Origin of the sequence: Acinetobacter piscicola (assembly GCF_002233755.1) — a bacterium.
Taxonomy (GTDB): domain Bacteria; phylum Pseudomonadota; class Gammaproteobacteria; order Pseudomonadales; family Moraxellaceae; genus Acinetobacter; species Acinetobacter piscicola.
The window spans coordinates 356865-382847 of record NZ_NIFO01000001.1; the positions used below are offsets into that span (position 1 = coordinate 356865).

At 36.7% G+C, this 25983-nt stretch carries 19 protein-coding genes; 12 read left to right on the forward strand and 7 right to left on the reverse strand.

Annotation, left to right across the window (positions count from 1 at the left end):
- The first annotated feature begins 57 nt into the window (after positions 1-57).
- Positions 58-684, forward strand: coding sequence for a cation efflux transmembrane domain-containing protein (locus CDA10_RS06585; protein WP_089604814.1), 627 nt, complete (start codon positions 58-60; stop codon positions 682-684).
- Between the two features lie 147 nt (positions 685-831).
- On the opposite strand, the gene CDA10_RS06590 is transcribed toward CDA10_RS06585, so the two are convergent.
- Both CDA10_RS06590 and CDA10_RS06595 read right to left on the reverse strand, forming a co-directional pair.
- The gene (locus CDA10_RS06590; protein ID WP_089604815.1) at positions 832-1770 is read right to left on the reverse strand and encodes a phosphatidylinositol-specific phospholipase C domain-containing protein; all 939 of its coding nucleotides are present in this window, start codon (positions 1768-1770) and stop codon (positions 832-834) included.
- Between the two features lie 272 nt (positions 1771-2042).
- Entirely contained in the window at positions 2043-2744 is a 702-nt protein-coding gene (locus CDA10_RS06595) for a YidX family protein (protein WP_089604816.1), read from the reverse strand.
- Positions 2745-3236: 492 nt separating this feature from the next.
- On the opposite strand from CDA10_RS06595, the gene CDA10_RS06600 reads away from it, so the two are divergent.
- Entirely contained in the window at positions 3237-3881 is a 645-nt protein-coding gene (locus tag CDA10_RS06600) for an RluA family pseudouridine synthase (protein ID WP_089604817.1), read from the forward strand.
- 141 nt (positions 3882-4022) lie between these two features.
- Positions 4023-6860, forward strand: coding sequence for an RNA polymerase-associated protein RapA (rapA, locus tag CDA10_RS06605; protein ID WP_089604818.1), 2838 nt, complete (start codon positions 4023-4025; stop codon positions 6858-6860).
- Between the two features lie 64 nt (positions 6861-6924).
- On the opposite strand, the gene CDA10_RS06610 is transcribed toward rapA, so the two are convergent.
- Positions 6925-7941 carry an AI-2E family transporter gene (locus CDA10_RS06610; protein WP_089604819.1) on the reverse strand — a complete coding sequence of 339 codons (1017 nt, stop codon included), beginning with the start codon at positions 7939-7941 and terminating at the stop codon, positions 6925-6927.
- Between the two features lie 713 nt (positions 7942-8654).
- On the opposite strand from CDA10_RS06610, the gene CDA10_RS06615 reads away from it, so the two are divergent.
- The gene (locus CDA10_RS06615; protein ID WP_228704601.1) at positions 8655-9425 is read left to right on the forward strand and encodes a response regulator transcription factor; all 771 of its coding nucleotides are present in this window, start codon (positions 8655-8657) and stop codon (positions 9423-9425) included.
- A gap of 697 nt (positions 9426-10122) precedes the next feature.
- Here CDA10_RS06615 and fabR read toward each other — a convergent pair.
- On the reverse strand, positions 10123-10818 hold the full coding sequence (gene fabR / locus CDA10_RS06620; protein WP_089604820.1) for an HTH-type transcriptional repressor FabR: 696 nt from the start codon (positions 10816-10818) through the stop codon (positions 10123-10125).
- Positions 10819-10958: 140 nt separating this feature from the next.
- Between fabR and CDA10_RS06625 the strand changes: the two genes are divergently transcribed.
- The 3 genes from CDA10_RS06625 to CDA10_RS06635 all read left to right on the forward strand — a co-directional run bounded on the left by CDA10_RS06625 (position 10959) and on the right by CDA10_RS06635 (position 13571).
- Entirely contained in the window at positions 10959-12026 is a 1068-nt protein-coding gene (locus tag CDA10_RS06625; protein WP_089604821.1) for a ferredoxin reductase, read from the forward strand.
- A 12-nt stretch (positions 12027-12038) separates the two neighbouring features.
- Complete coding sequence (locus tag CDA10_RS06630; RefSeq protein WP_089604822.1) at positions 12039-13133, forward strand: fatty acid desaturase family protein; 1095 nt, start codon at positions 12039-12041, stop codon at positions 13131-13133.
- Between the two features lie 120 nt (positions 13134-13253).
- The gene (locus CDA10_RS06635; protein ID WP_089604823.1) at positions 13254-13571 is read left to right on the forward strand and encodes a nucleoside triphosphate pyrophosphohydrolase family protein; all 318 of its coding nucleotides are present in this window, start codon (positions 13254-13256) and stop codon (positions 13569-13571) included.
- A gap of 115 nt (positions 13572-13686) precedes the next feature.
- Here CDA10_RS06635 and CDA10_RS06640 read toward each other — a convergent pair whose 3' ends face one another.
- The 3 genes from CDA10_RS06640 to CDA10_RS06650 form a co-directional block, all read right to left on the reverse strand.
- Positions 13687-14457 carry a sulfite exporter TauE/SafE family protein gene (locus CDA10_RS06640; RefSeq protein WP_089604824.1) on the reverse strand — a complete coding sequence of 257 codons (771 nt, stop codon included), beginning with the start codon at positions 14455-14457 and terminating at the stop codon, positions 13687-13689.
- A gap of 147 nt (positions 14458-14604) precedes the next feature.
- The gene (locus tag CDA10_RS06645) at positions 14605-16815 is read right to left on the reverse strand and encodes a TonB-dependent receptor family protein (protein ID WP_089604825.1); all 2211 of its coding nucleotides are present in this window, start codon (positions 16813-16815) and stop codon (positions 14605-14607) included.
- A 279-nt stretch (positions 16816-17094) separates the two neighbouring features.
- Entirely contained in the window at positions 17095-17799 is a 705-nt protein-coding gene (locus CDA10_RS06650) for an SIMPL domain-containing protein (RefSeq protein WP_089604826.1), read from the reverse strand.
- A gap of 505 nt (positions 17800-18304) precedes the next feature.
- Between CDA10_RS06650 and CDA10_RS06655 the strand changes: the two genes are divergently transcribed.
- From CDA10_RS06655 to pstA, 5 genes are all read left to right on the forward strand, one after another.
- Positions 18305-19678: a diaminobutyrate--2-oxoglutarate transaminase gene (locus tag CDA10_RS06655; RefSeq protein WP_089604827.1), complete on the forward strand. Its 1374-nt coding sequence runs from the start codon at positions 18305-18307 to the stop codon at positions 19676-19678.
- A 3-nt stretch (positions 19679-19681) separates the two neighbouring features.
- Complete coding sequence (locus CDA10_RS06660) at positions 19682-21214, forward strand: pyridoxal phosphate-dependent decarboxylase family protein (RefSeq protein WP_089604828.1); 1533 nt, start codon at positions 19682-19684, stop codon at positions 21212-21214.
- Between the two features lie 862 nt (positions 21215-22076).
- Positions 22077-23093 (forward strand): substrate-binding domain-containing protein, encoded by a 1017-nt coding sequence (locus CDA10_RS06670; protein WP_089604830.1) that lies wholly within the window; start codon positions 22077-22079, stop codon positions 23091-23093.
- A gap of 104 nt (positions 23094-23197) precedes the next feature.
- Complete coding sequence (pstC, locus tag CDA10_RS06675) at positions 23198-24577, forward strand: phosphate ABC transporter permease subunit PstC (protein WP_089604831.1); 1380 nt, start codon at positions 23198-23200, stop codon at positions 24575-24577.
- A complete protein-coding gene (gene pstA / locus CDA10_RS06680; protein WP_089604832.1) occupies positions 24574-25968 on the forward strand; it encodes a phosphate ABC transporter permease PstA in 1395 nt (464 codons plus the stop codon). The genes pstC and pstA overlap by 4 nt, the downstream gene beginning before the upstream one ends.
- Positions 25969-25983: the final 15 nt, after the last annotated feature.

The following is a 25983-nucleotide window of genomic DNA, read 5'->3' on the forward strand; positions in this document are numbered from 1 at the left end:
ACTCCATGGTTTTGAATAGCATAATATAGATTATGATTTAATCAAGTGAGGAATGTGATGGCATGTACTTGTAGCCATGAACCTGCACCGCAAAAACCGAATAGTAAGTTTCGTACAGCACTATGGATCGCTTTATTTATTAACTTAACCATGTTTTTAGTTGAGTTGATTGGCGGTGCTTATGCACATTCATCGGCACTTTGGGCAGATTCTCTGGATTTCTTTGGAGATGCTGTCAATTATGGAATTTCACTGGCCGTTTTAGGCGCAAGTCTGTACTGGCGTGCGACAGTCGCATTATTTAAAGGTCTCACCATGGCTTTGTTTGGCTTGGTGGTGATTGCAAAAACAGCCTATGCTTATGTACAGGGTATTCCACCTGAAGCGATTACGATGGGTTTAATTGGTGTGCTTGCTTTAATTGCCAATGTGATTGCCGCAGTCGTTCTGTACGCATTTCGCGATGGTGACTCCAATATGCAGTCAGTATGGTTATGTAGTCGTAATGATGCAATTGGGAATGTTGCTGTAATTCTGGCTGCGGTAGGTGTGTTTGGTACTGGCAGTTTGATTCCAGATTTAATCGTGGCTTTGATTATTTCTATACTGGGGTTAACGGGTGGATATCAAGTGATTAGAAAAGCATTGCAAGAAAGAAAGCAGAATAAGTTTGTGAATGCTTAAGTTGTTTTTATGACAGTTTTTCTTTTTTAAATTTATTTTGAAATGATCGATTAGATAAATTGAACCATTAATAAAACGATAACTCCATGAATATCAATCTATTTATTTAAGATTGTTCATTCAATGGAGTTATTTTAAATAAAGCGCTCATATATAATTCTTCACACTATAGCGTAAGTTAAGTTCAATCAGAGTTTTGGTGAGATTGAAACCATTCTTATCCATGTTACGGTAGTAATCCAATAAAATGACGCCTAAACGTGCTGGATGATTCGGTAAGTTTTCTAAAATAACCATGAGAGATTTATTCATAACAGGGTATCCAGTTAAACCGTTGCCCCATGCTAAATCGTATGGTGTCTCTTTTTCAGAATGTGTTTGTATACAGTTATAGCTAATGTACAAGGTATCATTGCTGTTAGTTGTAGCTTCATCGATCACTTTTTTAATACCCGTAATTTGACCCGCAGTTTCAGTTTGGTATTGCAATGGCAAGATACGGAACTTTTGGTCCAAATGATTTGAGTATTCATATAATCCAGCTTGACATGGAATACCGATTTCACTGATTGCAGTACAATGATTGAAGAAAACAATTTTTCCTCTCAATTCACTGAGTGTTGTATTGCGATCACATTCAGAAAAATAGGTTTTATCACCCTCGATTAGATACTCTTCCAAGTGGTGCATGAAATTACGTTTAAAATTGAAGAACTTCGTTTCTCTTTGCACAATTTGAATACAGATGATTTCTGTAGGATTGCGTTTTAAAAAGCTTTTGCAGGTCAAAAGTACTTGTTCAAAATTAATTTGGCAATGATAACGATCATGAATCACACTTAGCGCGTAATCTTCAGGATGTGTACATGCCAATTGGATATCCAAATAGCGGATTCCATCATGAAGTTGTTCAAGTAAAGTATAGTTCTGATGTTTAAGATGATTCATCGAGTCATCAAAATTATAAGTCGCTGAGCAATGCGTCCCCGGGATGGTAATTTCACTTAATTTTAAGTTTGGATTTAAATGTCTCATCCAATTATGTGTAGCAACACTATAAACGTGTTTATTTATTCCAAGATTCATCGCAGAACTCAACTTTGATGTTTGTGTTTATAAAGTATTCAACTTTTGTAAGTGTGAGAATCACTAAAAATAAGTAAAATTTAAGTAAAATTCAGTAAATTAAAATTTATGATATTTTTACTTAAAACAATGGTTTGTATCTAAAATTTGTAACAAAATAATTGCAATAAAACTGAGCTTTGAAATGTCTATAAAAGCTCAGTTTTATTGATGGTTCAATCGATTCAAAATACAGAAATAAATGAGCCGAATTGGATTAAAAGCTTGGAAAATTAATCAAAGATTTTTTGAATGGCTTGAAATGGTAAAGTCACTACATCGAATGCGATAGCAAAAGGGAAAAGCACCAGTTTATCGGTCGTTTTACGACCGACTTGAGCGTAATCCTTCACTTGTTCATTGGTATAAATACTAACGCTATACGGTTTGCTGAGTGCTTTAAATGAGGCACTATTTGTTGCGGGTGGATAAATTAGCCCAGATAAAGCCAAATTAAAACAGAAACGCTGCGCTTTTAAGCGTTGGTCACTTGAAGTTGTACATTCTTCTGCGCCATTTTCAATAAAAAATTCACGATCTTGTTTGGTGACATCTTCTGAAAGCTTAACGTATTTCAAGGGTAATGTGCCTGAAAATTTCCCATCATTATTTGCAGAATAGAATTTAAGTTCTTTATCAATTTGAATAAATTTAGGATCAAGCCCCGTAATGACTTTGGCAAATCGAGCCCCACCACTGGTGAGCACATAGCTTTGCTGTTGTCCAGCGATGACGATACTATCCGCAGGTAAAGTAGGAATGGGTTGAGATGGTTTGCCAAAAGCCAGTACCGTATCATCCACTAAAACTTTCTGCACATTACGAGTACGTACACCATCATCTTTTTCTAAAAGGGTTTTGGTTGCACAACCTGTAATGAATATGCTTGAAGAACATAAGATTGCGAATGTGAATTTATAGGTTGTTTTATTCATATTTGACTCATTTTGTTTGAATTGATTGTTTATAACATTTCATCAAGGGTGGCGTTAAGATAATAAGTTGCCAAAAAAAACGGCAAAAAAGTGCTTTATCAATAGATTACTCATTTTTTAACGTTGTGAATTGGCAAAATGTATGATGATTGATTTTATAAAACGCTCATTATCCTGAATCAATGCATTAAAATTTACCTAAATCGTGCATGTGTTCGATATCTTTTTTCTCTACATTTAAAATTCTAATCATCATTTGAGAGTAGGATAAATTTAAAATGAGGATTTCATTTCAATTTTTTGATTATCGTTTGGTTATAGTTTGGTTATTATTTGATGAGGGGAACAAGATTGATTTATAAAGCTTAATCAATCCAAGTTAGTATGATGAAAAACCGATGAATATAGCTAAAAAACGAAAATATTCATTGTAATTTCATGTCAAGATTCATAGAATTGCTCGCTTGTTTGCACGATCAGCGGAACTGAACCTTGAGTAATTTTCTAACCGAGCACCTGATACATCGTGAAGATGATTTTATGGTGATTCATAAGCCAGCAGGCATACTCACAGTTCCCGGAAAAACAGAAGACTTACAAGATTGTGTAATTAACCGTTTATTGAAAATACAACCCAAAACTTTACTGATTCATCGCTTAGATCGAGATACTTCAGGTATTCTTGTATTCGGCTTAAGTAAATGGGGACAAAAAAGTATTTCACGCCAGTTTCAAGAACGCCAAACGTCCAAAATATATCAAGCCGTTGTTGCAGGAAATTTGCAAGGTGAGGGTACTGTCGATATTCCTGTAATTTATGATCCTGAACATCCTCCATTACATATTGTTGATCCTTCAAACAATAAACCTGCTTTGACCCATTGGAAAGCAATCGAGCATTTTCAAATACAAGGTCAGCCTGTAACACGTGTTGAATTAACACCGATTACAGGGCGGTCACATCAGTTACGTGTTCATATGCAATATTTAGGTCATCCCATTATTGGTGATACTTTGTATGCAACAGCAGAACAACAACAGCTTATGCCTCGGTTATGTTTACATGCACAACAACTGAGTTTTCATCATCCTAAAACAGAGGAGCTTGTACAATTTGATTGTCCAGTTCCGTTTTAGTCAAATTTTTTTAAATAGATCGTGAAAAAGCTCAGAATTTAGTGAGCTTTATGTCAAAAAGTATTGCGTAAAGGCGGTATACTTTGTTCAAATATTCTCCTGATTTGAGCAACTGTGTTTCGGTCCTAACTTGAGATAAAGGTGGAAAAATTGCAACAATTTGCTATAGGTCAACGTTGGTTATCAGACACAGAAACTGAATTAGGTTTAGGTGTATTGATTGATGTCGATGAACGTTCAATTAGTATTCTCTTTCCGAAAAGTGATGAAACGCGTGTCTATGCACGTAACAATGCACCTCTATCTCGTATTGTCTTCAATGTAAATGATGAAGTTCAAGACCAAGAAGGCACAAAATGGATCGTAGAATCATTTGATGATCACAATGGTGTGATTCGTTATAACGTGATTCGCACGCTTGAAAATGGTGAACAAGAACGTAAAGCCTTGAATGAAACGCGTATTGGCGCGCAAATTCAATTGTCAAAACCATTAGAGCGTTTACTTGCAAGCCAAATTGACTATAAAGAGTGGTATGACTTACGTATTGAAGCTTTGCAAATGCAAGCCAATATGCAAACTTCACCATTACGTGGTTTAGTGGGCGCACGTGTAGGTCTTATTCCACACCAGCTTTATATTGCACATGAAGTCGGTAAGCGTTTTGCACCTCGTGTTTTACTTGCCGATGAAGTCGGTTTAGGAAAAACCATTGAAGCAGGTTTGATCATTCATCAACAATTGAAGACAGGTCGTTCTGAGCGTATTTTGATTCTCGTACCTGATTCATTGCAATATCAATGGATGATTGAAATGCGCCGTCGTTTCAATCTAAACTTCTCATTGTTTGATTTGACACGTACAGCTTCGATTAAAGAACATGATCCTGAGTTAAATCCATTCTTAACTGAGCAATGTATTATTGCTTCGGTAGATTTGATGATTGACCATGATGACTTGCGTGATCAAGCAATTGAAGCAGGTTTTGATCTTCTTGTAGTCGATGAAGCACATCATTTGATGTGGAGCGAAGAAGAAGGTGGTAATGACCGTTATGACCTTGTAGAAGAACTTGCAGAAAAAACTGAAGGCGTATTGTTATTAACAGCAACACCTGAACAATTGGGTGTAGAAAGCCATTTTGCTCGTTTACGTTTACTTGATCCGCAACGTTTTAGCTCTCTAGAGCGTTTCTTAGATGAAGAAGAGCAATATCATCATACGGCTAAAATTGCAGAAGTGTTGATGTCAGATCTTCCACTTGAAGCTGAACATTTAGCTGCAGTAGAAAAGCTACTTGGTCATCCGATTGAAGATCAACCTGAACACCGTTTCCGTGCGATTCATGAGCTTTTAGACCGTCATGGTACAGGACGTATTCTTTTCCGTAATACTCGTGAAGCAATTCAAGGTTTCCCTGGTCGTGACTGTCAACCTGCGCCATTACCTGCACCAGAGCACTGGTCTAAAGATGGTAAGTTGCGTGAGCAAATGTGGCCAGAAGAAGCACAGCTTGATGGTGCTTGGATGGAAACAGATCCACGTGTGACGTGGTTGATGGAAAAATTACGTACAGATTTAAAACATCACAAAGTACTGTTAATTGCACGTAGTGGCCCAGTGGTAGAAGCATTGGAAAATGCTTTACGTATTCATGCAGGTATTCGCACAGCGATGTTCCATGAAGGCATGAGCTTGTTGGAACGTGACCAAGCAGCTGCTTATTTTGCAGAAGATTCTTACGGTGCGCAGATTTTACTGTGTTCTGAAATTGGTTCAGAAGGTCGTAATTTCCAGTTTGCTTCTAACCTCGTATTATTCGATTTACCTGCCAATCCTGATGTTTTAGAACAACGTATTGGTCGTTTAGACCGTATTGGTCAAGAACATCGTATTCAAATTCATGTGCCTTATCTATTAGGAACGGCTCAAGAGCGTATGTTCCGTTGGTATAACGAAGCATTGAATATTTTCAGCAGTATTTCTCCAACGGCTCAAACGCTACAAGAAAACTTTATTCTTGATTTAAAAGAGAGCTTATTGACAGATAAAGGTCAAGAATTTGAAGAACTTCTTGAAGCTGTGAATGTTCAACATCAATCACTTGAAAATGAGTTACAAGAAGGGCGTGACCGTTTATTAGAATACAATTCATGTCGCCCAATGGTTGCGCAAGAAATTGTGACAGCGCTTGAAGACTATGATGACAATACATTATTACCGATGTTTATGAAGCGCTTTATGGCAGCAACGAATATCGATTTTGATGAGCAAAGTAATGGCACTGTAATTATCAAACCAACGGATCAAATGCAAGTTCAAGGCTTGGATATTGATGAAGAAGGTATGACAGCAACATTCTATCGTGACCAAGCGCAGATTCGTGAAGATGCCCAATATTTAACACTTGAGCACCCATTTACTGAAAGTGTAATGGAAATTATTCGTACACAATCTTTTGGTAGCACCAATGTTGCGATTCTTAAAACCAATGCTTTAAAACAAGGTTCAATCTTGTTGGAAGTATGGTTTAAAGTAGATGTGATTGCACCTAAAGCATTGAACTTACCTTCAAGTTTACCGACTCAATTGATTCGTGTTCTACTGACTGAGACTGGTCAAGATATCACGGCAAAACTTGATCCTGAGATCATTAAACCGTACTTGCATCATTTAGACAGTAATAGTTGCCGTCAAGTGGTTAAAGCACGCCGTGAAGTGGTTGAAGAGCGTTATGCACAAGCACTTGATATTGCTAAAGGTGCATTGCCGACTTTGCGTGAACAGGCGAAAGAAATTTATGGTAGTAAATGGCAATATGAAATTGACCGTTTAACTTACTTAAAACAATTTAATCCAAGTATTCGTACAGATGAAATTGAGCGTTTACAGAAATTCCAGAAAGAAGGTTTGAACTTATTGGATGGTTTATCTGTAACACCAGATGCAATTCAAATCTTAGTTGTGGTTAAACCTTAACTTATTCATCTTATTCGAATAAAAGTTAAAAAGTAAAAGCTCCTTCGGGAGCTTTTTTTTCTAGTCAAATCATCCCAGCTTCTTTTAATTCAAGTTTGATATAGGCATAGAAAATAGGTGCAACGATTAAACCTGCAAGTCCAAAAATAGACTCAAATACGAGCATGGCCAATAAAACTTCCCATGATGCTGCATGGATTTTTGTTCCAATGATTTTGGCATTGATAAAATATTCAAGTTTATGGATTAAAATAAGATAAATCAGAGCAATACCCGCAGTTGCTACCGAAATGGTTAAACCTGTAATGACAATAATCGTATTTGAAATGAGATTTCCTACAATTGGAATCAAACCAAAAATAAACGTTAGAATCACTAAGGTATTGGCAAAGGGTAACTCTATTCCAAAAATTGGTAATAAAATATGCGAAAAAATAAAGAATAATCCAGTATTAATCAGTGAAATCTTAAATTGAGCAAACACTACATTTTTGAATGAAATAGATAGGTTTTCTATACGTTGTATCATGGCTTGTTTGAATACGGGATGCTCAGGCTTTTTCTGTAAACGATTTAATGAAACCAATATACCGACAATCGAGCCAATGAGCATTGTCGCGAGGTTATGAATAAAATCGGTACCTGTATGTTTGAGCGTGGATAAATTATCTTTCATCAATGCCAAAGTTTGATCTTTAAGCTCAGGTAAAGTATAGGGGATAAATCCAGGGATATATTGTGCAATTTCGAGTTGAAGTTTTTGTAGTGTTGAGTCTATTTGTAAACTTAATGCATTGATCCCAGAACCTTGGACATCATGTTGCATAAAACTAATGAGGCTGGTAATTGCAAAAGTGATTAAGGTTACGGCAGTGATCCCAAGAACGACACTTATTGTGATACGAGCACGTTGACCATCGATATATCTTTCAGTGATAGTGCCTAAACTATTGATCATTTCATAAATAACAAAACCTGCGAAGAAACTTGCAAGCAGATGCAGAGGAATGATTGAAATTAAAGCGATGAACATGATTGTATAGCTTGCAAGAATGCTTTGACGGTTATTCAGTAGGTTCATTGAGTTGTCCAAATCGCTTAGTACCGTTTGATTATAGATGGGATTATAAGAAGTGTTTAAGTGTGGTCATTGAAGATGCATTTCAATTCTAGGCTTTTTTTATTTTATAGTGTGAAATACTTAAAATTAGATGAATATTTTTATATATTCCAAAAAAAAAGCTGATGAACATGTGCAGTTCATCAGCAAAGAGGGACTTGACCGCATTTTGTGCATAGGTAAACATGCCGAATAACGCGTAGTTAAACAAACAGATCAAGTCTAAAAAAAAATCATTTTAATTTTCCCTAAAACAAAAGATGCTTTAGGTCTGTTAAATATCAAAAAGCAAGCACTGACAAAATTCCCCATTAAACTGGACTTAATTGTGATTTTTAGCTTAAATAAAGACCTACCTTTTAAATGAAGAAAAGATATGTTGAACCCTTGTAATTAAACTAATTCAGAGTATCAAGATAATAAATCACTAAAAATAAGTAATTTAAAATTTATATTAATGTTAATCTAATCTTAATAATTTGTTTTGTAATAATAGAGGAAATATTTTAGTTAATAAAATATGTTACATATTTTTTAAATTATTGTAATTTATATTTTTATTTTAATGGTTTGAATCTTTTTTTAAGATTAAATGAAATATACCCAATATTGGTTATTGTATTATATCTCATTTTAAATTAACAATATTAGGAAGTAAGGAAGGAGTGGAATACATGTTTTCTTTAGACTATCAATTACCATTACCTACTCATACATTAGAAGATGATCATAAAATGGATGAACACTTTAATAATATTTTTAATATGGATTGCAAATTAAGGTTACCTGTTCTTGTTTTAGAAGATGATCCAGTTATTCAAGAACGCATGTATAAAATATTAATGAGGTTTGGTTATAAAGATGAGGACTTAAATTTTACTCAAACGATTAAAGGGGCTGAGGAAATTTATGATACAAAACATACTGAATTGGTTTTAGTTGACTTAGGTTTGCCAGATGGTAATGGTATCGATTTTATTTCATATATGCGTGAATACAAAAACGATAACAAAACACCGATTATGGTGGTATCAGCATGGAATTCTGTAGACACTATTTTAAAAGCCTTGTCTGCAGGTGCTTCGGGGTATGTCTTAAAGGAACGTGATGATTTTGAACTGATTTTTGCAATTCGTAGTTTATTGCGTGGTGGGGTAATCATTGATCCATTTGTTGCTAGTCAAATTCTGAAAAGCATGAACCATATAGATGATGAAGTTAAACCATCATGTTCGCAGCATAAAATGGAAAGCAATTTATCGACTAGAGAATTAGAAATATTAATTTTAGTTGCAGCTGGGAATAGTAGCCGAGAAATTTCCGAAACACTGAGTATTTCTAAGTTTACAGTAGATTGTCATATTAAAAATATTTATCACAAACTTTCTGTTAATTCTAGAACAAAGGCAATTAATGCTGCAAAGAAAATAGGATTAATTGATTAATATCATTCAATTTTATTGAAGCATTTGATTACATATATGGAGATTTTAAACATCTTCATTATTTATCAAAAGGTCTAAAAACTAGAAATCCAGTGCCATTTTAACCAAATTAAAGTGGCAAATTTTAGTTAATTTAGTTTGATATTTGAATGATTAAATTAAAAAATAATTAATTTGAAATGAGTGATTAAATAGAATTCTATTAAAAAAGATGTAATCATACTTTTGTTGGTTAATTTTACTTAATTTAAACTAAAAAATCTTATAGGTAAATAATGTCACTCATGATTTATAATATGTATTTTATTTACACCTTATTAAGGTGGGTTATTTAGACATATATTGGGTTTAATATAAGTATTGTTTTTATTTCAAATATGAACATTTAGACATTTGTTGGATTAAGCTCGGAAAATTATATTATAAAAACATGAATCATTGAATTTAACTAAATAGGGTGTAGTTATTATTAAGAATAACTTTTTTAAAACATCGTTCTTCACATGCGATTATTAAAAGACTTAAAAGCAAAGTTTATATTGGACTGATTACTGGCTCTAACATTAGCTAAAAAAGGCTCAATGAACCTTTATAGAAGCATTAATGTAGGCAATGATTTGTAACCAATCCAAAGCTGTGATTTTTTAAAGCATAGCTTGAGTGATAAATAATCTAAGTCAATGCAAATCGCTAAAAATTAGCGAATCTGTGCTTCTTCTAAATGACGAGAACCTTCAAGTAGCATACGAATCATAATCATGGTTTGTTCCGCAATTTTTTTTCTTTCTTCTATAGGTAAATCAATCACTTTTGCACCCATATTAAACACCAATTGGGTAATGGCTTTTGCAACTAAATCAGGATGTGCCAACTTACTGTCATTGATTTGTTCTAAGCGAATTAAATCATCCTGTAGTTCTTGTTGGAAGTAGTTCAATTGTTTATCGACAGCAAGTTTATATTGAATTGAGCCTGTATAGCCCTCACGCAGTAAAAGGCTAAGATTACCTTCATCTGCATCCAATTGTTCAATAAACACTTCGACAGAACTACGAATAATGCTGCTTTGTTTGATGGCTTTAATTCGAGCTTGATGCAGAATTCGGCGTAAGGCACCCCCAGAAAGCTCAATTAATTCAATGGCTAATTCATCAATATCTTTAAAATGTCGATAAAAGCTATTCGGTGCGATACCTGCTTCACGTGCAACTTCTCTCAAACTCAATGAAGCAATGCTTTTTTGAGGGCCGATTAAATTAAGCGCAGCTTGAAATAATTCTTCTTTTGTAATGGTTGCCTTTCTGCCAACAGTGCGCACAGATACTTTCTCAAGCTCATGATACTGCTCTTGAAGTGTAGATGGATCCTGAGGAATTGCAGAAGTCTGATTCATAAATATCAAATAAATTAAATTATTTAACCATTATAGCGTTCGAAGTCACATAAATGAAACGACTAGATACAATACACATGTATATACAAATATATATACATGTGTATAATAATTAAAATTTAGACAAATGGTGAGCTCAAATGCACGCTATTGAAAAGCAAAAATCTCCTGTAAATTCGATGTTTGACATAGTTTTAGGTCAAGACAGTGTTAATTTTTGGCTACAAAAAATTAATCCACTATGGTCTGTCCATCAGGCTTTAGGAAAAATTGTTCAAAAGCAACAATCCGCAGCGGACACGGTGAGCTTAACCATTCAAGTCAATCGTCACTTTAAAATGGGGCAAGCAGGACAACATCATCCGATTATTATTGAAATAAAAGGTATTCGATACGAAAGAACCTATAGTTTGACGCAACTTGATGATCAGCATGTGCTTTTAACGGTTAAAAAAGTAGATAAAGGTATCGTCAGCCAGTGGTTGAATGATCGTGCCAAAATTGATGATGTGATTGAGTTCGGTGTTCCTTATGGAGAAATGCTACTTCCAAAAATGCCACAAAGTTTGATTCTATTGGCTGCGGGCAGTGGTATTACACCGATGTATAGTCTAATCCAAAAATTAGCAACGACCCGACAATTAGATCAACAAGCAGTACATTTAATGTATTGGGTCAAAAAGCATGAAGATGTTGCTTTTAAACAAGCGTTTGATCATTTCAGCGAGCAATTTCCACAATTCAAATTCGAAGTATTTTATACCCAAGAACAACATGCAGATTCACGTTTAAATGTTGCACATCTGAGTCATATTGAAAACCTTCAACACAGTATAGTCTATGTGTGTGGGCCTTCAGGCTTTGTTACAACAGCAGAAGCACTGTTTGAAAATGTCCGAGACTTCATGAGTGAAGCTTTTAGCCTAAGTCCTGTAATCACAGATGATAATGGCTTTATTAACGTGACATTAACACAGTCGAATAAAGTGGTTGCGATTCCAAAAGGACAGTCCATTTTAGTCGGACTTGAGCAGCAAAACATCAAACCACAACATGGTTGCCGTATGGGAATCTGCAATAAATGTGCGTGCAACAAAGCACAGGGTGCAACCAAGAATTTAGTCAATGGTTCAGAAAATTCAGAACCGAATAATCTGCTGAGAATCTGTGTCAATACAGCCCAAACTGATTTAGTTATCGATCTTTAAGCGAGTTTTGTCATGAATATGCCCGTTAAAATTCAATATTTTACCAATCCTAAAAACCGTGAACTTACTCAATTTGAATTGGATGAATTAGCACGTGAGTTGGATGCAATTAAACAAGAAGTCCTTGATGATATTGGGGAAAAAGATGCCAAATACATTAAAAAAGTGTATGCAGCGGTTCGCTATAGCAGTATTTTAGGTCGTGCTTGTTTATTTGCGGGTTGGTTCCCGCCAGCATGGTTGTTGGGTACAGGCTTACTTGGTTTTGCTAAAATCATGGAAAATATGGAGTTGGGTCATAATGTCATGCATGGGCAATATGATTGGATGAATGACCCACGTTTTAAAGGTACAACTTACGAATGGGATATCGTTGGAACCTCAGATAATTGGCGCCAAACGCACAATTATAAACATCATACTTATACCAATATTAAGGGTATGGATGATGATATTGGTTATGGTTTATTGCGTCTATTTCCAGAACAACGCTGGAAAGCTGGGTTTTTATTACAACCTTTGTATGCGATTCCATTCTGTTTATTGTTTCAATGGGGGGTAGCCATTCAAAATCTTGAAATTGGTAAACTCATCTATAAACGAAAAACTTGGGCGCAGTTTAAAGAAGAGTGGAAACCAACTCAGAAAAAAATTGGTAAACAATTTTTTAAAGATTACTTATTTTTCCCACTCATTGCAGGGCCAGCAGCATTACCTGTATTTACAGGGAATTTAGTTGCCAACGGCATTCGTAATATTTGGACCTTTAGTATTATTTTCTGTGGGCATTTTACCAAAGACGTTGAGGTTTTTCCTAAAACGGTATTGCAAAATGAAAGCCGTGGTCATTGGTATATGCGCCAAATCCGTGGTTCTTCGAATTTAACAGGTTCAGAAGCCTTTCATATTTTGACGGGTCATTTAAGCCATCAAATTGAACATCACCTATTCCCAGAAGTACCTGCACGTCGTTATCGTAAAATGGCGCCAAAGGTAAAAGCTGTTTGTGAAAAATATGGCTTAAATTATAACAATGCCAGTTTGTTTAAGCAGTACGGTCAGGTGCTTGGACGTATTGTGAAATATGCATTTCCGTTCAAGAAATAGTTTGGATTGAATCGTCTCTTCTAAAGACCACTTTCGAGTGGTTTTTTACTGTGAATTACATGACTTCAACGCTAGTTTGGAGGAGAAGAAGTATGATCTAGTCTTTGGATTGATCAAAATATGAATGAAATAACGTTAGCTGAAGTTGTAGGACGTTCAATTAAAATTCGAGCACGTTATCACGAGTTGGAAAGAATAAATCATGATGCTGAATGGACAGTGCAAGAAGATGCATTGGCATTTTTATCTGATGCAGGTTTAGTCGGTAGGTTAACGATGGCACAAACAGGAAAGTGGGTACATAAAGGAAATGCACAAGAAGAATTGAAACATAAACTTGGGGAATGCGTTTGGTGGTTGGCCATACTTGCACATGAATTAGATTTGGATTTAACCGATGCAACGCAATACTTTTTAAGTAAAGCTGAAAAAATTTAAGCTCAATATTTTAATCGTTTAATATTTAAATGGTTTGATAGTTTAATGTTTTAAAACCTCCGATAGGAGGTTCTATTGTTATGACTAACATGAAACGGAGAACATCTATTTATTTTTAGTTTAAAAACAAATCATAGCCCATACGACCAATTAAAAAAATCAATAAAATCAAAAAGAAAATCCGAATAAAACCACTGCCATATTTTATGGCTAATGCAGTTCCTGCAAATGAACCTAAAACATTACATACGGCTAAAATAATGCCTGCCATCCAAAGAATGTGCCCAGAAGGAATAAAGAAGAACATGGCAGAAATATTGGTTGCTACATTCACCAATTTGGCTGAGGCAGAAGCATTTAAGAAATCAAAGGCAAAGACTTTAACGAATAAAAATAACAGGAAACTTCCAGTTCCTGGGCCGAAAATTCCATCATAAAAGCCAATCAATGCACCAAAGAATAACCCTAAGGCAATTTCTTTTTTACCTGTTTGCAAAACAGTATGAATTTGTCCTAAATCCTTTTTTGCAAAAGTGTAGATTGCAATGATGATCAATAAGAAAAAGACAATATAGCGCATGAGTTCTTTGGGAATGAATGAAACTGACATCGCACCAAAGAAAGAAAAGATGAATGCAGCGAGCATTGTTGGAATAATTAATTTCCAATTGATAGTGACTTTCTTATAGTAAGCAAAGGCTGAGGAAACTGTACCAGCCATTGCAATGATTTTATTGGTTCCGAAAACTGTGGCTAAGCTTTGTTTTGGAAATGCATGCATCAATGCAGGGAGTTGGATTAAGCCACCACCACCGACTGCAGCATCAATAAGTCCTGCGCAAAAAGCGAAAAACCCAAGGCTGAGTAGTATCGTTTCGTATTCCATTGCTGAATTTTCTATCTATAGAGTCATTTTGAGAGAATAATCATAGAAGATATTCAAATAAAAGTAATTAAAAAGTCCTAATCTCATATTTTGAGATTAGGACTTTGGTGGTTTAAAATACGATTGATAAAATTTAAACCAATAAGCTTAGAAATCAACAGAAGTTTGTAGATAGAAGGTACGTGGTTGCCCTACGTATTTACCACCTGTTGAGTCAGAAGAACGAGTGAAGTACTGAGTATCAAATAGATTCTTAATCCCACCTGCAACTTTTAAACCATAAAAATCTTTACCAAAGTTATAACCTGTACGAACCGCAAAAGTTGAATAACCAGGGATATCACCGATACGACCATCTGCTGTTTCTTTGGTTTGATATTCGTCCCCAGAACCTGGCGCATGTTGTTTAGACTGGGCAAACATATCGGCATTTACGGTCCATTTCTTTAAGGTATAACCCAATCCTAAGTTTGCAACATGACGTGAATAGTAAGGCAAGTCTTTACCGTCAAATTTACCTGCTTCAGATACAGCTTTGGTAAAAGTATAATTACTATAAACTTTAACGCCTTTTAACGTATCTGATAATGATCCAAAATCATAACTCAGACCAGTTTCAATTCCTTTATGACTGGTTGCACCTAGATTGGTCCAAATACCTGTACCAATATTGTCAGGACGTTCTAATAAAAGTTCTTTATCAAAATCTAGGTAAAATACGGTGAATTCAGCATTTAAACCATTGCCTAAGTATTTGGTTCCAATTTCGTAGTTATTTGATTTTTCAGGATGTAAGCCGTCAAGAGTTGTAAAAGCTGTATTTATATTTTTATTCTGTGAATTCTTTACAGCTCTCGTTGTGACCAATTGGTTGTATTGTTGTGGGCCGAATGATACGCCTGCATTGGCAAATACATTCCATTGGTCATTGAATGCATACTGTATTGCGATATTGGGTAAGAATTCATCCGATTTAATTTTTGGATGAACTGTATTGACCGCAGCGCCATCTTGATATGCAGTGAAATCATTGTGAGTTTTAATTGACTCAAAGCGAACACCCGGTGTAATCGTCCATGCACCCAGACCAAAACGGTTATCAATATACACAGCATGGGCTTTTGTTCCACCATCACTGGTGGTATTCGGTACACGCGTTCCTGGGATACCTGTTAATGTATTGTAGTCCGCTGTACGGCCTGAAAACTCAGAACTTTCTTCTTCTAAATAGCGATAACCTACAGTCACTTCATTATTCATTTTGCCCCATGTATAAGCTCGAGAATAACGTGGTTCGATACCAAAATATTTATAATCACGAGGCGAATTACTAATACGGCTATTGGCTGTATTGGCAATCGCAGATTCAAGATCACTGGTACGGAATGAATCGACGTAGTAGCCCAACACTTCAAAATTATTGACATCATCTTTATGGCTATATTTCACTGAAACGTCAGAACGACGACCTGCGAAATAGTTACGAAATTGATTCGATTGATAAGGATTCTCTGCATATTGTGCAGCTGTTAAACCTTCAGGCATTTCACCACGACCTTCATAATGATGCAGATTGACTGCAACTTCATCATGATCGGTAAATTGATATGATGTTTTTAACATTACGTCATCAATATCAATTTCATTGTTGGCTTCTCGGTAGCCATCACCTTTGGTTCCTGAATAAAGCAGGGCAAGACCCAAACCATTATCCATTGTTCCGCCAATGAATAGGCTTGGGCTATATTTGATTTGATCTGTACCTGTTGCAAACTCAGTGGTTAAACCGACTGAACCAGAAAGTTCTTGAGGAATAGAACGTGTCGCAAAGTTAATAATACCCCCCACGTTTTGTGGCCCAAAGCGTACTGAACCTGCACCACGAACGACATCAACAGACTCAATATTCCCCATAGAAAGGGGAGCCATAGACAGCTGTGGCTGACCATATGGAGCAAAGGATAAAGGAACACCATCCATCAACACAGTTGAACGCGGGGATAAACGTGAAGTTAAACCACGAACCCCTAAGTTTAAAGATACATCACTACCGCCAGTCCCGTTGCTGTCTTGAACTTGAACACCGGGAACTTGTTTTAAAGCATCACGAATTGAAGTAACAGCAGAGGCATCCATTTTTTTACGATCGATAATGGTTCGTGCACCTGCATGGTTATGGACTTTTTCTGCATTGGCATTTTCTAACCAGTTACCTTTGGCTTGAACAACAATTGGGGCAAGCGTCTGCGTTTGATTATTGTCTTCATTTTCCGCATAGCTTATAGACGTAACAGAGAGGAAAGATAATCCAATCGCATAACTAAGGGTAGATGGCTTGAACTTTAAGCTTTGTAGCATGAGCGTCCTTGAAAATTCTATGAGAATATGTGCAATTAAAATTTAGTTCATTTTAATCTTTTGTAATCTAAATTTAAATAAACATGATTATCATTTATAACTATTGCTTAGTTAAAATTAATTGAATTTTTAATAAATAATGATCATTTTAGATATCGCCTTTAGCTGTGTATTTTAATGCACCATTGGCTTATTGATATTGAATGCGCTGTTGTCGCAGCGAATATGCAGGCATGAAAAAACCGTGCATGAGCACGGTTCTTATTGATTAAATTAAACTTATTTCAGTTGAATTGAACCATTGGCATTCACAGTCACTTTAGATTCACCCGCTGAAACATCTTGAGGCGGAGCTGCTTCAGCATCAGAAAATTTTGCCATACTTGCACGCATCATGACGGGTTGTGGGTAATAGTTACTGGTATTCAAATTTAAGTTAACCAAGTTGTAGCTGGATTTATTCCAAGCTTGTGTAATGATTTGAGCACGTTGTTGGAAGCTTTTTGAAGCTTCGACCATCAATTCATTTTCAACTTTCTTACGTTGTTCATCTGAAACAGAGAAGTTAATCGATTGAGTTTGGAAGTTTTGCTGCAATTCACTAATTAACTGACTTGCTGCTTTAAAGTCCTTACTTTCGATTTGGACTTCTGCACGTCCACGCCATTCTTTTAATTTCTGATTGTCATTGTCATATACAGGGTAAGTGGTTTGCGAACCTGTTTCGACTTTAACCTGCGGGTATTTTTTAGCAATAGCCATCGCTTGATTCATCAATTGAGCAATTTGTGATGAAAGTTCAGCAGGCTGTTTGTTGGTTTTTTCAATGAAGAGTACAGCATGCATTTCGTCATTAGACACTTGACGAGTTGCTTCAGCTTGTACATTGACAATATTGTAATTTAAAGGCTCTTTTTCAGCTGCAATAGTCATAGTGCTTAATGTCGTTCCTAAAAGTAGGGTAGTTAAAGCTAAATAACGCATGGCAAATCCTTACAAAGTGTTTGTCAAATTTTTGACTATTTGACTAAAAGTTATATGAAAGTGGTTTGAATATATTTTGATATTAAGCACAACTTGCGTATTACTTTGGCAGAATTTGTGGTGTAATTGTAATAATTTACGTATGATTTGCAAATTTGATAAAATTTAAATGATATAAAAATTAAATGCTTATATAAAAAATTAAACTGTTTGTTTATAAGGTATATGTAGATTTTAGCAAATAGAGATAATTATCGGGTTTTCTTTGCTTTGTCACATAGTATGATAATAATAGTAGTTTAGAGTTCGCTGAATGTTTTTTTCGATAAATGGGATATAGATAAGTGCATAAAAGATATTTATTTTGTCGTAAAAAACTGTATCATTCCGCTCCTAGTTATGAATACACAAAGCACTCTAACTAGATTCTATAAAGCACCGAGTCAAAAGACCGCAAGTCACCCGACTTATTTCTTTCAACCCATATCAGAGATGGTAATTCGATATGAGCGTTACTTCTGTAAATCCTGCTGCCACTTCCACAAACGAATACTACTTGACTCGCCAAAGTCAGATGGAATCGAATGTTCGTAGTTATCCACGTAAATTACCGTTAGCGATAGCGGAAGCACATGGTTGTTGGGTTACCGATGTTGAAGGTACAAAATACCTCGATTGTTTAGCTGGGGCAGGAACATTGGCTTTGGGCCATAATCATCCTGCGGTAATTCAAAGTATTCAAGACACTTTAGCGAGTGGTCTACCTTTACATACTTTAGATTTAACAACGCCTTTAAAAGATGCTTTCACTGAAGCACTTCTTGCCGAACTTCCAGGTGGTCAAGAAGAGTATTGCTTACAGTTCTGTGGCCCATCTGGTGCAGATGGTACAGAAGCAGCAATTAAATTGGCAAAGACCTACACAGGTCGTAGCACAGTAATCAGTTTTTCTGGTGGCTATCATGGGATGACTCATGGTGCACTTGCGATGACTGGTAACTTATCTGCTAAAAATGCGGTGAATGGCTTAATGCCTGGCGTACAATTTATGCCATATCCGCATGAATATCGTTGCCCACTTGGGGTTGGCGGTGAAGCGGGTGTAGATGCCTTAACGTATTTCTTTGAAAACTTCATCGAAGACGTTGAAAGCGGTGTGACGAAACCTGCAGCTGTGATTCTTGAAGCAATTCAAGGTGAAGGCGGTGTAGTAACTGCACCAACGAAATGGTTGCAAAAAATCCGTGAAGTGACTGAACGTCATAACATTGTTTTGATTCTTGACGAAGTTCAAGCTGGTTTTGCACGTTCAGGCAAAATGTTTGCCTTCGAACATGCAGGAATAGAGCCTGATGTTGTTGTGATGTCTAAAGCCGTAGGTGGTAGCTTACCATTGGCTGTTTTAGCAATTAAACGTAAGTTTGATGCATGGCAACCAGCGGGTCACACGGGTACATTCCGTGGTAACCAACTTGCTATGGGTACTGGTCTTGCAACAATTAAAACCATTAAAGAACAAAATCTTGCGAAAAATGCGCAAGAACGTGGTGATTTTTTACAAGCTGAATTGAAAAAATTAGCTGTTGAATTTCCATGTATTGGTAATGTTCGTGGTCGTGGTTTGATGATTGGTGTTGAAATTGTCGATGAGCGTCAAGCTGCGGATCATATGGGTTCATTACCTGCAGATTCACAGTTGGCTGCTGCAATTCAAACAGCTTGTTTCAACAATAAATTATTGCTTGAAAAAGGTGGTCGTAGCGGTACGGTTATTCGTTTACTTTGCCCATTGATCATCACTCACGAAGAATGTGTTGATGCACTTGCTCGCTTTAAGAAAGCAGTTGCTGAAGCGCTTGTTGCAGTTCGAGGCGCATAAGTTATGGTAGATTTTGCAGAACACAGTAAAGCGTTACTCTGCAATGATGCTCAATCTATTGCTGACTATGAGTCAGCAATGGGTGAGGCGACTAAAGCAGTCGCAGCATGGTTGCAAAACGATAAAATGTACACTGGCGGAAGCATCAAAGATCTTCGCAGTGCAATTGCATTTAATCCTTCAAAAGAAGGTTTAGGTGTACATAAAGCTTTGGAACGTATGGTTGAGCTTTTCTTAAATAAAAGCTTAAAAGTACATCATCCACATTCTTTAGCACATTTACATTGTCCTACGATGGTGACAAGTCAAATTGCTGAAGTATTGATTAATGCGACCAACCAATCCATGGATTCATGGGATCAAAGCCCTGCGGGTTCTTTGATGGAAGTTCAATTAATTGATTGGTTACGTCAAAAAGTTGGTTATGGCGCAGGTCAAGCTGGTGTGTTCACTTCAGGTGGAACACAATCAAACTTGATGGGTGTTTTACTGGCGCGTGATGCATGTATTTCTAAAAATTGGAAAGACGAAAACGGTAATCCGTGGTCTGTACAGCGTGATGGTATCCCTGCGGATGCAATGCGTAATGTCAAAGTGATTTGTTCTGAAAATGCACATTTCTCTGTGCAAAAGAACATGGCAATGATGGGTATGGGCTTCCAATCTGTTGTAACTGTTCCTGTGAACGGTAACGCACAGATGGATGCTGATGCATTAGAAAAAACCATGGCTCATCTTCAAGCAGAAGGTAAGATCGTGGCGTGTGTTGTTGCAACAGCGGGTACAACCGATGCTGGTGCAATTGACCCACTGAAAAAAATCCGTGAAATCACCAATAAATATGGCGCGTGGATGCATATCGATGCGGCATGGGGTGGCGCACTGATTCTTTCTAATGATTATCGTTCTATGCTTGATGGGATCGAATTGTCTGACTCTGTGACATTAGACTTCCATAAGCATTATTTCCAAACAATTTCTTGTGGTGCGTTCTTGTTGAAAGATGAAGCGAATTATCGTTTCATGCATTATGAGGCTGAGTACTTAAACTCTGCTTATGATGAAGAACATGGTGTACCAAACTTAGTCTCTAAGTCATTGCAAACAACGCGTCGTTTCGATGCATTGAAATTGTGGATGACTGTAGAATCGCTCGGTGAAGAATTGTACGGTTCAATGATCGATCATGGTGTTGATTTAACACGTGATGTTGCGGCATATATCAATGCAACAGAAGGTTTGGAAATGTTGGTTGATCCACAATTCGCTTCTGTATTGTTCCGTGTCGTTCCAGCAGGCTATCCAGCTGAGTTGCTAGATACGTTAAACCAAAACGTTGCAGATGAATTATTTGCACGTGGTGAAGCGAATATTGGTGTAACCAAAGTGGGTAATGTTCAATCATTGAAAATGACCACTTTAAGCCCTGTTGCAACTTTAGAGAATGTTCAAAATCTGTTGAATCTTGTATTAACAGAAGCTGATCGTATCAAAGATGCAATTGCAGATGGTACATATACACCTGCGATTGATTAATTCATCATGGTGATGTGCAAGAAGGAGATCAGATGATCTCCTTTTTTGTATGCTTAAGATATGGCTAGCGTTTTTTAATGAGTATGTTCTTAGCATGAATCAAAGCACATATAGGCGTATATATGAGCCTTGAATGATGATTAACCCATTAGCCGTAATACTCGTTTAACATTTTACTAAAGCTCAGAAAAAATGAACTCAGTATGATCAGTGTCATAGAGAAACTACTACAAAAGAAAATAATTTTTTGGTAGTTCTGTCTACAGCTATTCATTAAAGGTAAATGATAGACATGATACATCGAACGTAAAGTCTGCATGGTGAGAATGAACAGTGAAATAAAACTGAAGCTAATCAATAGATTTTGCATCAGAAAAGAGGGGCTGATTTGTGATAATAATATGTAAAAAATGAGGCAACTCATTGTAATGATCAACGTGATCATACTGGTTGAACCCACCATTTTCAGAAAAGTTTCATGCCATTCTTGACGATTTAATACTTTCATTAGCCATTATCCTTTTTTTCTATTTTAAGCGAATTTTGCGTATAAAATAACGTAGGCACGACTTAAGTTGTCGCCTAATTGACTGAAATAAAAATGTATATTTGTGACAAATAAATGATTGATTACATTTATATTCACAATATTAGAAAAAATTAAAATATATGACAGTTTTTTACATATTGAATTTTAAAGAGTTTTAATCAGATTTATTCTAAAATATCAATTATCATAAAAGCGTCATAAAGCTGTAACTTCTTTGTCATATTTTAAAATCAAAATGCAGTTATCCGAAAAGTACAACATCACTAACAAATGGCGTACTTCAAAATTGCAAGCTTATTAAGAGAGAAAAGAATGCGCTTAAATCACATTGCACTTGCTTTAGTTGTTTCAGGGGCGGCGGTTGCAACCACAGCTAATGCAGCTCGTGACACGATCCAAATTGCTGGTTCTTCAACTGTACTTCCTTATGCAAGTATTGTAGCAGAAGAGTTTGGTCATACTTTCCCACAATACAAAGCACCTGTTGTAGGTTCTGGTGGTAGTTCTGCTGGTCTAAAACAATTCTGTTCTGGTGTGGGCGACAACACCATCGACATCGCAAATGCTTCTCGTAAAATTAAAGATACTGAAATCGCTGCATGTAAAAAAGCAGGCGTAAATAAAATCCAAGAAATCAAAATTGGTTATGACGGTATCGTATTTGCTTCAAACTCAAGTAAAGCAGCTTATAAATTACGTCCACAGCACGTATTTGCAGCTTTAGCAGCTGAATTGCCATCAAATGGTAAATTGGTTCCAAACCCTTATACACGTTGGAATCAAATTGACAAATCATTGCCAAATGAAGCGATTACTTTAGTTGTTCCTGCATCTAACCACGGTACACGTGAAGTATTCCAAGAAAAAATGGTTGAAGCTGGTTGTGAAAGTTACGATTACTTCAAAAAGTTAGATAAAGATGCACAGAAAAAAGCATGTTCTAATTTCCGTAAAGACGGACGTGTGATTGAAATTGCAGGTGACTATACTGAAACACTTGCACGTTTAAAATCGTCTCCAAATGCAGTTGGTGTTTTCGGTCTAGGTTTCTATGATCAAAACCGTGACAAATTACGTGTTGCGACTGTAAACAATGTAACACCTTCTGAGCAAACCATTCTAAATGGTACTTACCCAGTATCTCGTCCTTTATACTTCTATGTGAAAGGCGAACATTTACAATCAATCAAAGGTTTAAAAGAATATACTGAATACTTCTTGAACAAAAAAGTATCTGGTAAAGGTTCTAAATTAGATAAAGCGGGTTTAATTTCAATGTCTGATTCTGAGCGCGCAAAAGTTCTTGCAGCTTTTAAAGCTGGTAAATAATCAATCAGTCATAATCGAAGCTGATGGTGGGTGACTACCATCGGCTTTTATTGCTAAGCAGAGTTTTTTCAAATCATGAAGATTGAAAAAACGGTGGAGAATACATGAATCTGCTACTTATTGGCGTGTTATTAGCTTTAATTGCTATCGCATATCAAATCGGGCTACGCAAAAGCCGAAGCCTAGCAGGTAAGGGAAATAACACTGCAATCTTACATTCGCGTCCAGGCTATTATGGTTCATTGGTTGCGTTATGGTGTGGCATTCCTGCTTTTTTAATTTTGATCATTTGGAATTTGGTTGAACCAAGCATTTTACAACATTTAATTTTACAGAATGTTCCTGTAAATATTGCTTCTACACTTGATGAAGCCGGGGTAGATGTACTGGTTGACCGTATTCAAGCGATTGCTTCTGGGTTTGGGGTAACAGATACACCAGCCGCTTATGAAGTAGCAGCAGCAGAACAACTTGCTAAATTTGAAAGAATTGGTTCTTTTGCAAAATTCGCAGTAGTGACCTGTGCGGCAATGCTAGGACTTGTTTGGGCAAAGAAAAAAATTAGTCAACAATTCCGTGCACGTAATGAAGTAGAAAAAACAATTAATGTTGTTTTAATTCTTTGTTCTGGTGTGGCGATTCTCACCACCGTTGGCATTGTCATGTCAATGTTTAGTGAAGCAATGCACTTCTTCAAATTTGTCAGTCCAATGGAATTCTTCTTTGGCACAGAATGGAATCCGGGTTTTAGTACTTCTGGAAATGCAGAGGGTAGCTACGGATTATTACCATTGCTATGGGGTACGCTCATGGTGAGTGGTATTGCCTTATTGGTTGCTGTGCCGCTGGGTTTAATGATCGCTATTTATCTCGCTGAATATGCTTCTCCACGCTTTCGTTCTTGGGCAAAGCCAACCATCGAAGTTTTAGCGGGTATCCCAACGATTGTATATGGCGTTTTTGCCATCATGGTGATTGGGCCAGTCTTTAAAATATTAGGTAATGCTATTGGTATTGAAGTCAATGCAACCAGTGCTTTAACAGCAGGTTTTGCAATGGGAATCATGATCATTCCATTTGTATCTTCATTATCCGATGACATTATTACGCAAGTGCCTCGTTCATTACGCGATGGCTCATTAGGTTTAGGTGCAACCAAGTCTGAAACCATTCGTCAAGTTGTATTGCCAGCAGCATTACCAGGGATCACAGGAGCATTCTTGCTTGCTGTTTCTCGTGCAGTCGGTGAAACCATGATCGTGGTACTTGCCGCAGGGAACAGTCCTTTATTGCATATCAATCCACTTGAAGCTGTTTCAACTGTGACAGTAACGATTGTGAAGCAATTAACCGGTGACACAGATTTTGCCAGTCCACAAGCATTGGTGGCGTTTGCACTCGGTTTAACCTTATTTGTCATTACATTGTGTTTAAACATTGTTGCACTTTACATTGTGCGTAAATATCGTGAGCAATACGAATGAGTACATCAAATACATCTCCTGTGGATCAAAATGTATTTGATCCTCAAGTTGCAGCAGAACTTCGTGAAAAGCGTAAGGCTAAAATTGCCAGTACATTGTCAAAGCGCCATCGTAGAGAAAAAACCTTTCGTATCTTTGGTTTTACTTCGGTGATTATTGGCTTAACCTTCGTTGCAATCTTGTTTGGTAGCATCTTATACAAAGGTCTTCCTGCGTTTTGGCAAGCCAGTATGACTGTTCCTGTTTATTTTGATCCAACGGTGATTGATGCAGGACCGAAACCAACACAGAAAGTGGGTGAGTTACCTGCGCATTATGAAGAGCGTTATGTAGACTGGCAAACCAAGATGGGTATGGTGGATTGGGATGCTTTAATTGTGAATGGTTTGATTGCAAAAGATCCTTCACTTGAAAGTCGTCGTGATGAATTAAGCAATTTATACACCAGTTCTGAGGCGTATCGTATCCGAGATATGGTGTTTAAAGATCCTGCTTTAATTGGTAAAAAAATAGAATTGAATTTTCTAACAGATGCTAATATTGATGTGTGGTTAGCCGGTAATATTGATCGTTCTTTGCCTGATGATCAGCAACAATTAAGCCCAGAAGTACGTAAACTTTCAGATGATTTAGCTGCAAAAGGTGTGATCGAACGTACCTTCAATACCCAATTGTTTAGTAATCCAGACTCACGTAGTTCACCAGCAACAGCAGGTTTAGCGGGTGCATTCATCGGCTCATTGTTCATGATGCTCATCGTGATTGCGATCTCTATTCCGCTAGGTGTAGCAAGTGCAATTTATCTAGAAGAATTTGCACCAAAGAATTTTATCACTGACATTATTGAAGTGAACATTAACAACCTTGCAGCTGTTCCATCGATTGTATTTGGTTTACTCGGTGCTGCAATCTTTATTGGTTGGATGCATTTACCCATTTCAGCACCTTTAGTCGGTGGTTTGGTACTCAGCTTAATGACGCTGCCAACTGTAATCATTACCACACGTGCTTCGCTTAAAGCGGTACCACCATCGATTCGTCAAGCTGCCTTAGGTATCGGTGCATCACGTTTACAAACTGTTTTCCACCATGTATTGCCGTTGGCTTTACCAGGAATCATGACGGGTGCAATTATTGGTGTTGCGCATGCGTTAGGCGAAACCGCACCCTTATTATTAATTGGTATGAGTGCATTTGTTGCAAATATTCCAGTATCTCCATTAGATCAATCTACAGCATTACCTGTTCAGGTCTACTTATGGCAAGGCAATGAGTTACGTAACTTCTTTGAAGGACGTACAGCTGCAGCCATCATCGTATTATTGGCATTGATGGTAGGCTTGAATAGTTTTGCGATTTGGTTACGTAAGAAATTTGAAGTTCGCTGGTAATAAAGGGCACAATAT

Bases quoted from the DNA above. Each gene is read 5' to 3' on its own strand.
- CDA10_RS06595 (WP_089604816.1), bottom strand. From the start codon at position 2,744: ATGAATAAAACAACCTATAAATTCACATTCGCAATCTTATGTTCTTCA.
- CDA10_RS06585 (WP_089604814.1), top strand. From the start codon at position 58: ATGGCATGTACTTGTAGCCATGAACCTGCACCGCAAAAACCGAATAGT.
- CDA10_RS06645 (WP_089604825.1), bottom strand. From the start codon at position 16,815: ATGCTACAAAGCTTAAAGTTCAAGCCATCTACCCTTAGTTATGCGATT.
- pstC (WP_089604831.1), top strand. From the start codon at position 23,198: ATGAATCTGCTACTTATTGGCGTGTTATTAGCTTTAATTGCTATCGCA.
- CDA10_RS06590 (WP_089604815.1), bottom strand. From the start codon at position 1,770: ATGAATCTTGGAATAAATAAACACGTTTATAGTGTTGCTACACATAAT.
- CDA10_RS06670 (WP_089604830.1), top strand. From the start codon at position 22,077: ATGCGCTTAAATCACATTGCACTTGCTTTAGTTGTTTCAGGGGCGGCG.
- CDA10_RS06650 (WP_089604826.1), bottom strand. From the start codon at position 17,799: ATGCGTTATTTAGCTTTAACTACCCTACTTTTAGGAACGACATTAAGC.
- CDA10_RS06625 (WP_089604821.1), top strand. From the start codon at position 10,959: ATGCACGCTATTGAAAAGCAAAAATCTCCTGTAAATTCGATGTTTGAC.
- CDA10_RS06640 (WP_089604824.1), bottom strand. From the start codon at position 14,457: ATGGAATACGAAACGATACTACTCAGCCTTGGGTTTTTCGCTTTTTGC.
- pstA (WP_089604832.1), top strand. From the start codon at position 24,574: ATGAGTACATCAAATACATCTCCTGTGGATCAAAATGTATTTGATCCT.
- CDA10_RS06635 (WP_089604823.1), top strand. From the start codon at position 13,254: ATGAATGAAATAACGTTAGCTGAAGTTGTAGGACGTTCAATTAAAATT.
- CDA10_RS06660 (WP_089604828.1), top strand. From the start codon at position 19,682: ATGGTAGATTTTGCAGAACACAGTAAAGCGTTACTCTGCAATGATGCT.
- fabR (WP_089604820.1), bottom strand. From the start codon at position 10,818: ATGAATCAGACTTCTGCAATTCCTCAGGATCCATCTACACTTCAAGAG.
- CDA10_RS06655 (WP_089604827.1), top strand. From the start codon at position 18,305: ATGAGCGTTACTTCTGTAAATCCTGCTGCCACTTCCACAAACGAATAC.
- CDA10_RS06615 (WP_228704601.1), top strand. From the start codon at position 8,655: ATGTTTTCTTTAGACTATCAATTACCATTACCTACTCATACATTAGAA.
- CDA10_RS06610 (WP_089604819.1), bottom strand. From the start codon at position 7,941: ATGAACCTACTGAATAACCGTCAAAGCATTCTTGCAAGCTATACAATC.
- CDA10_RS06630 (WP_089604822.1), top strand. From the start codon at position 12,039: ATGAATATGCCCGTTAAAATTCAATATTTTACCAATCCTAAAAACCGT.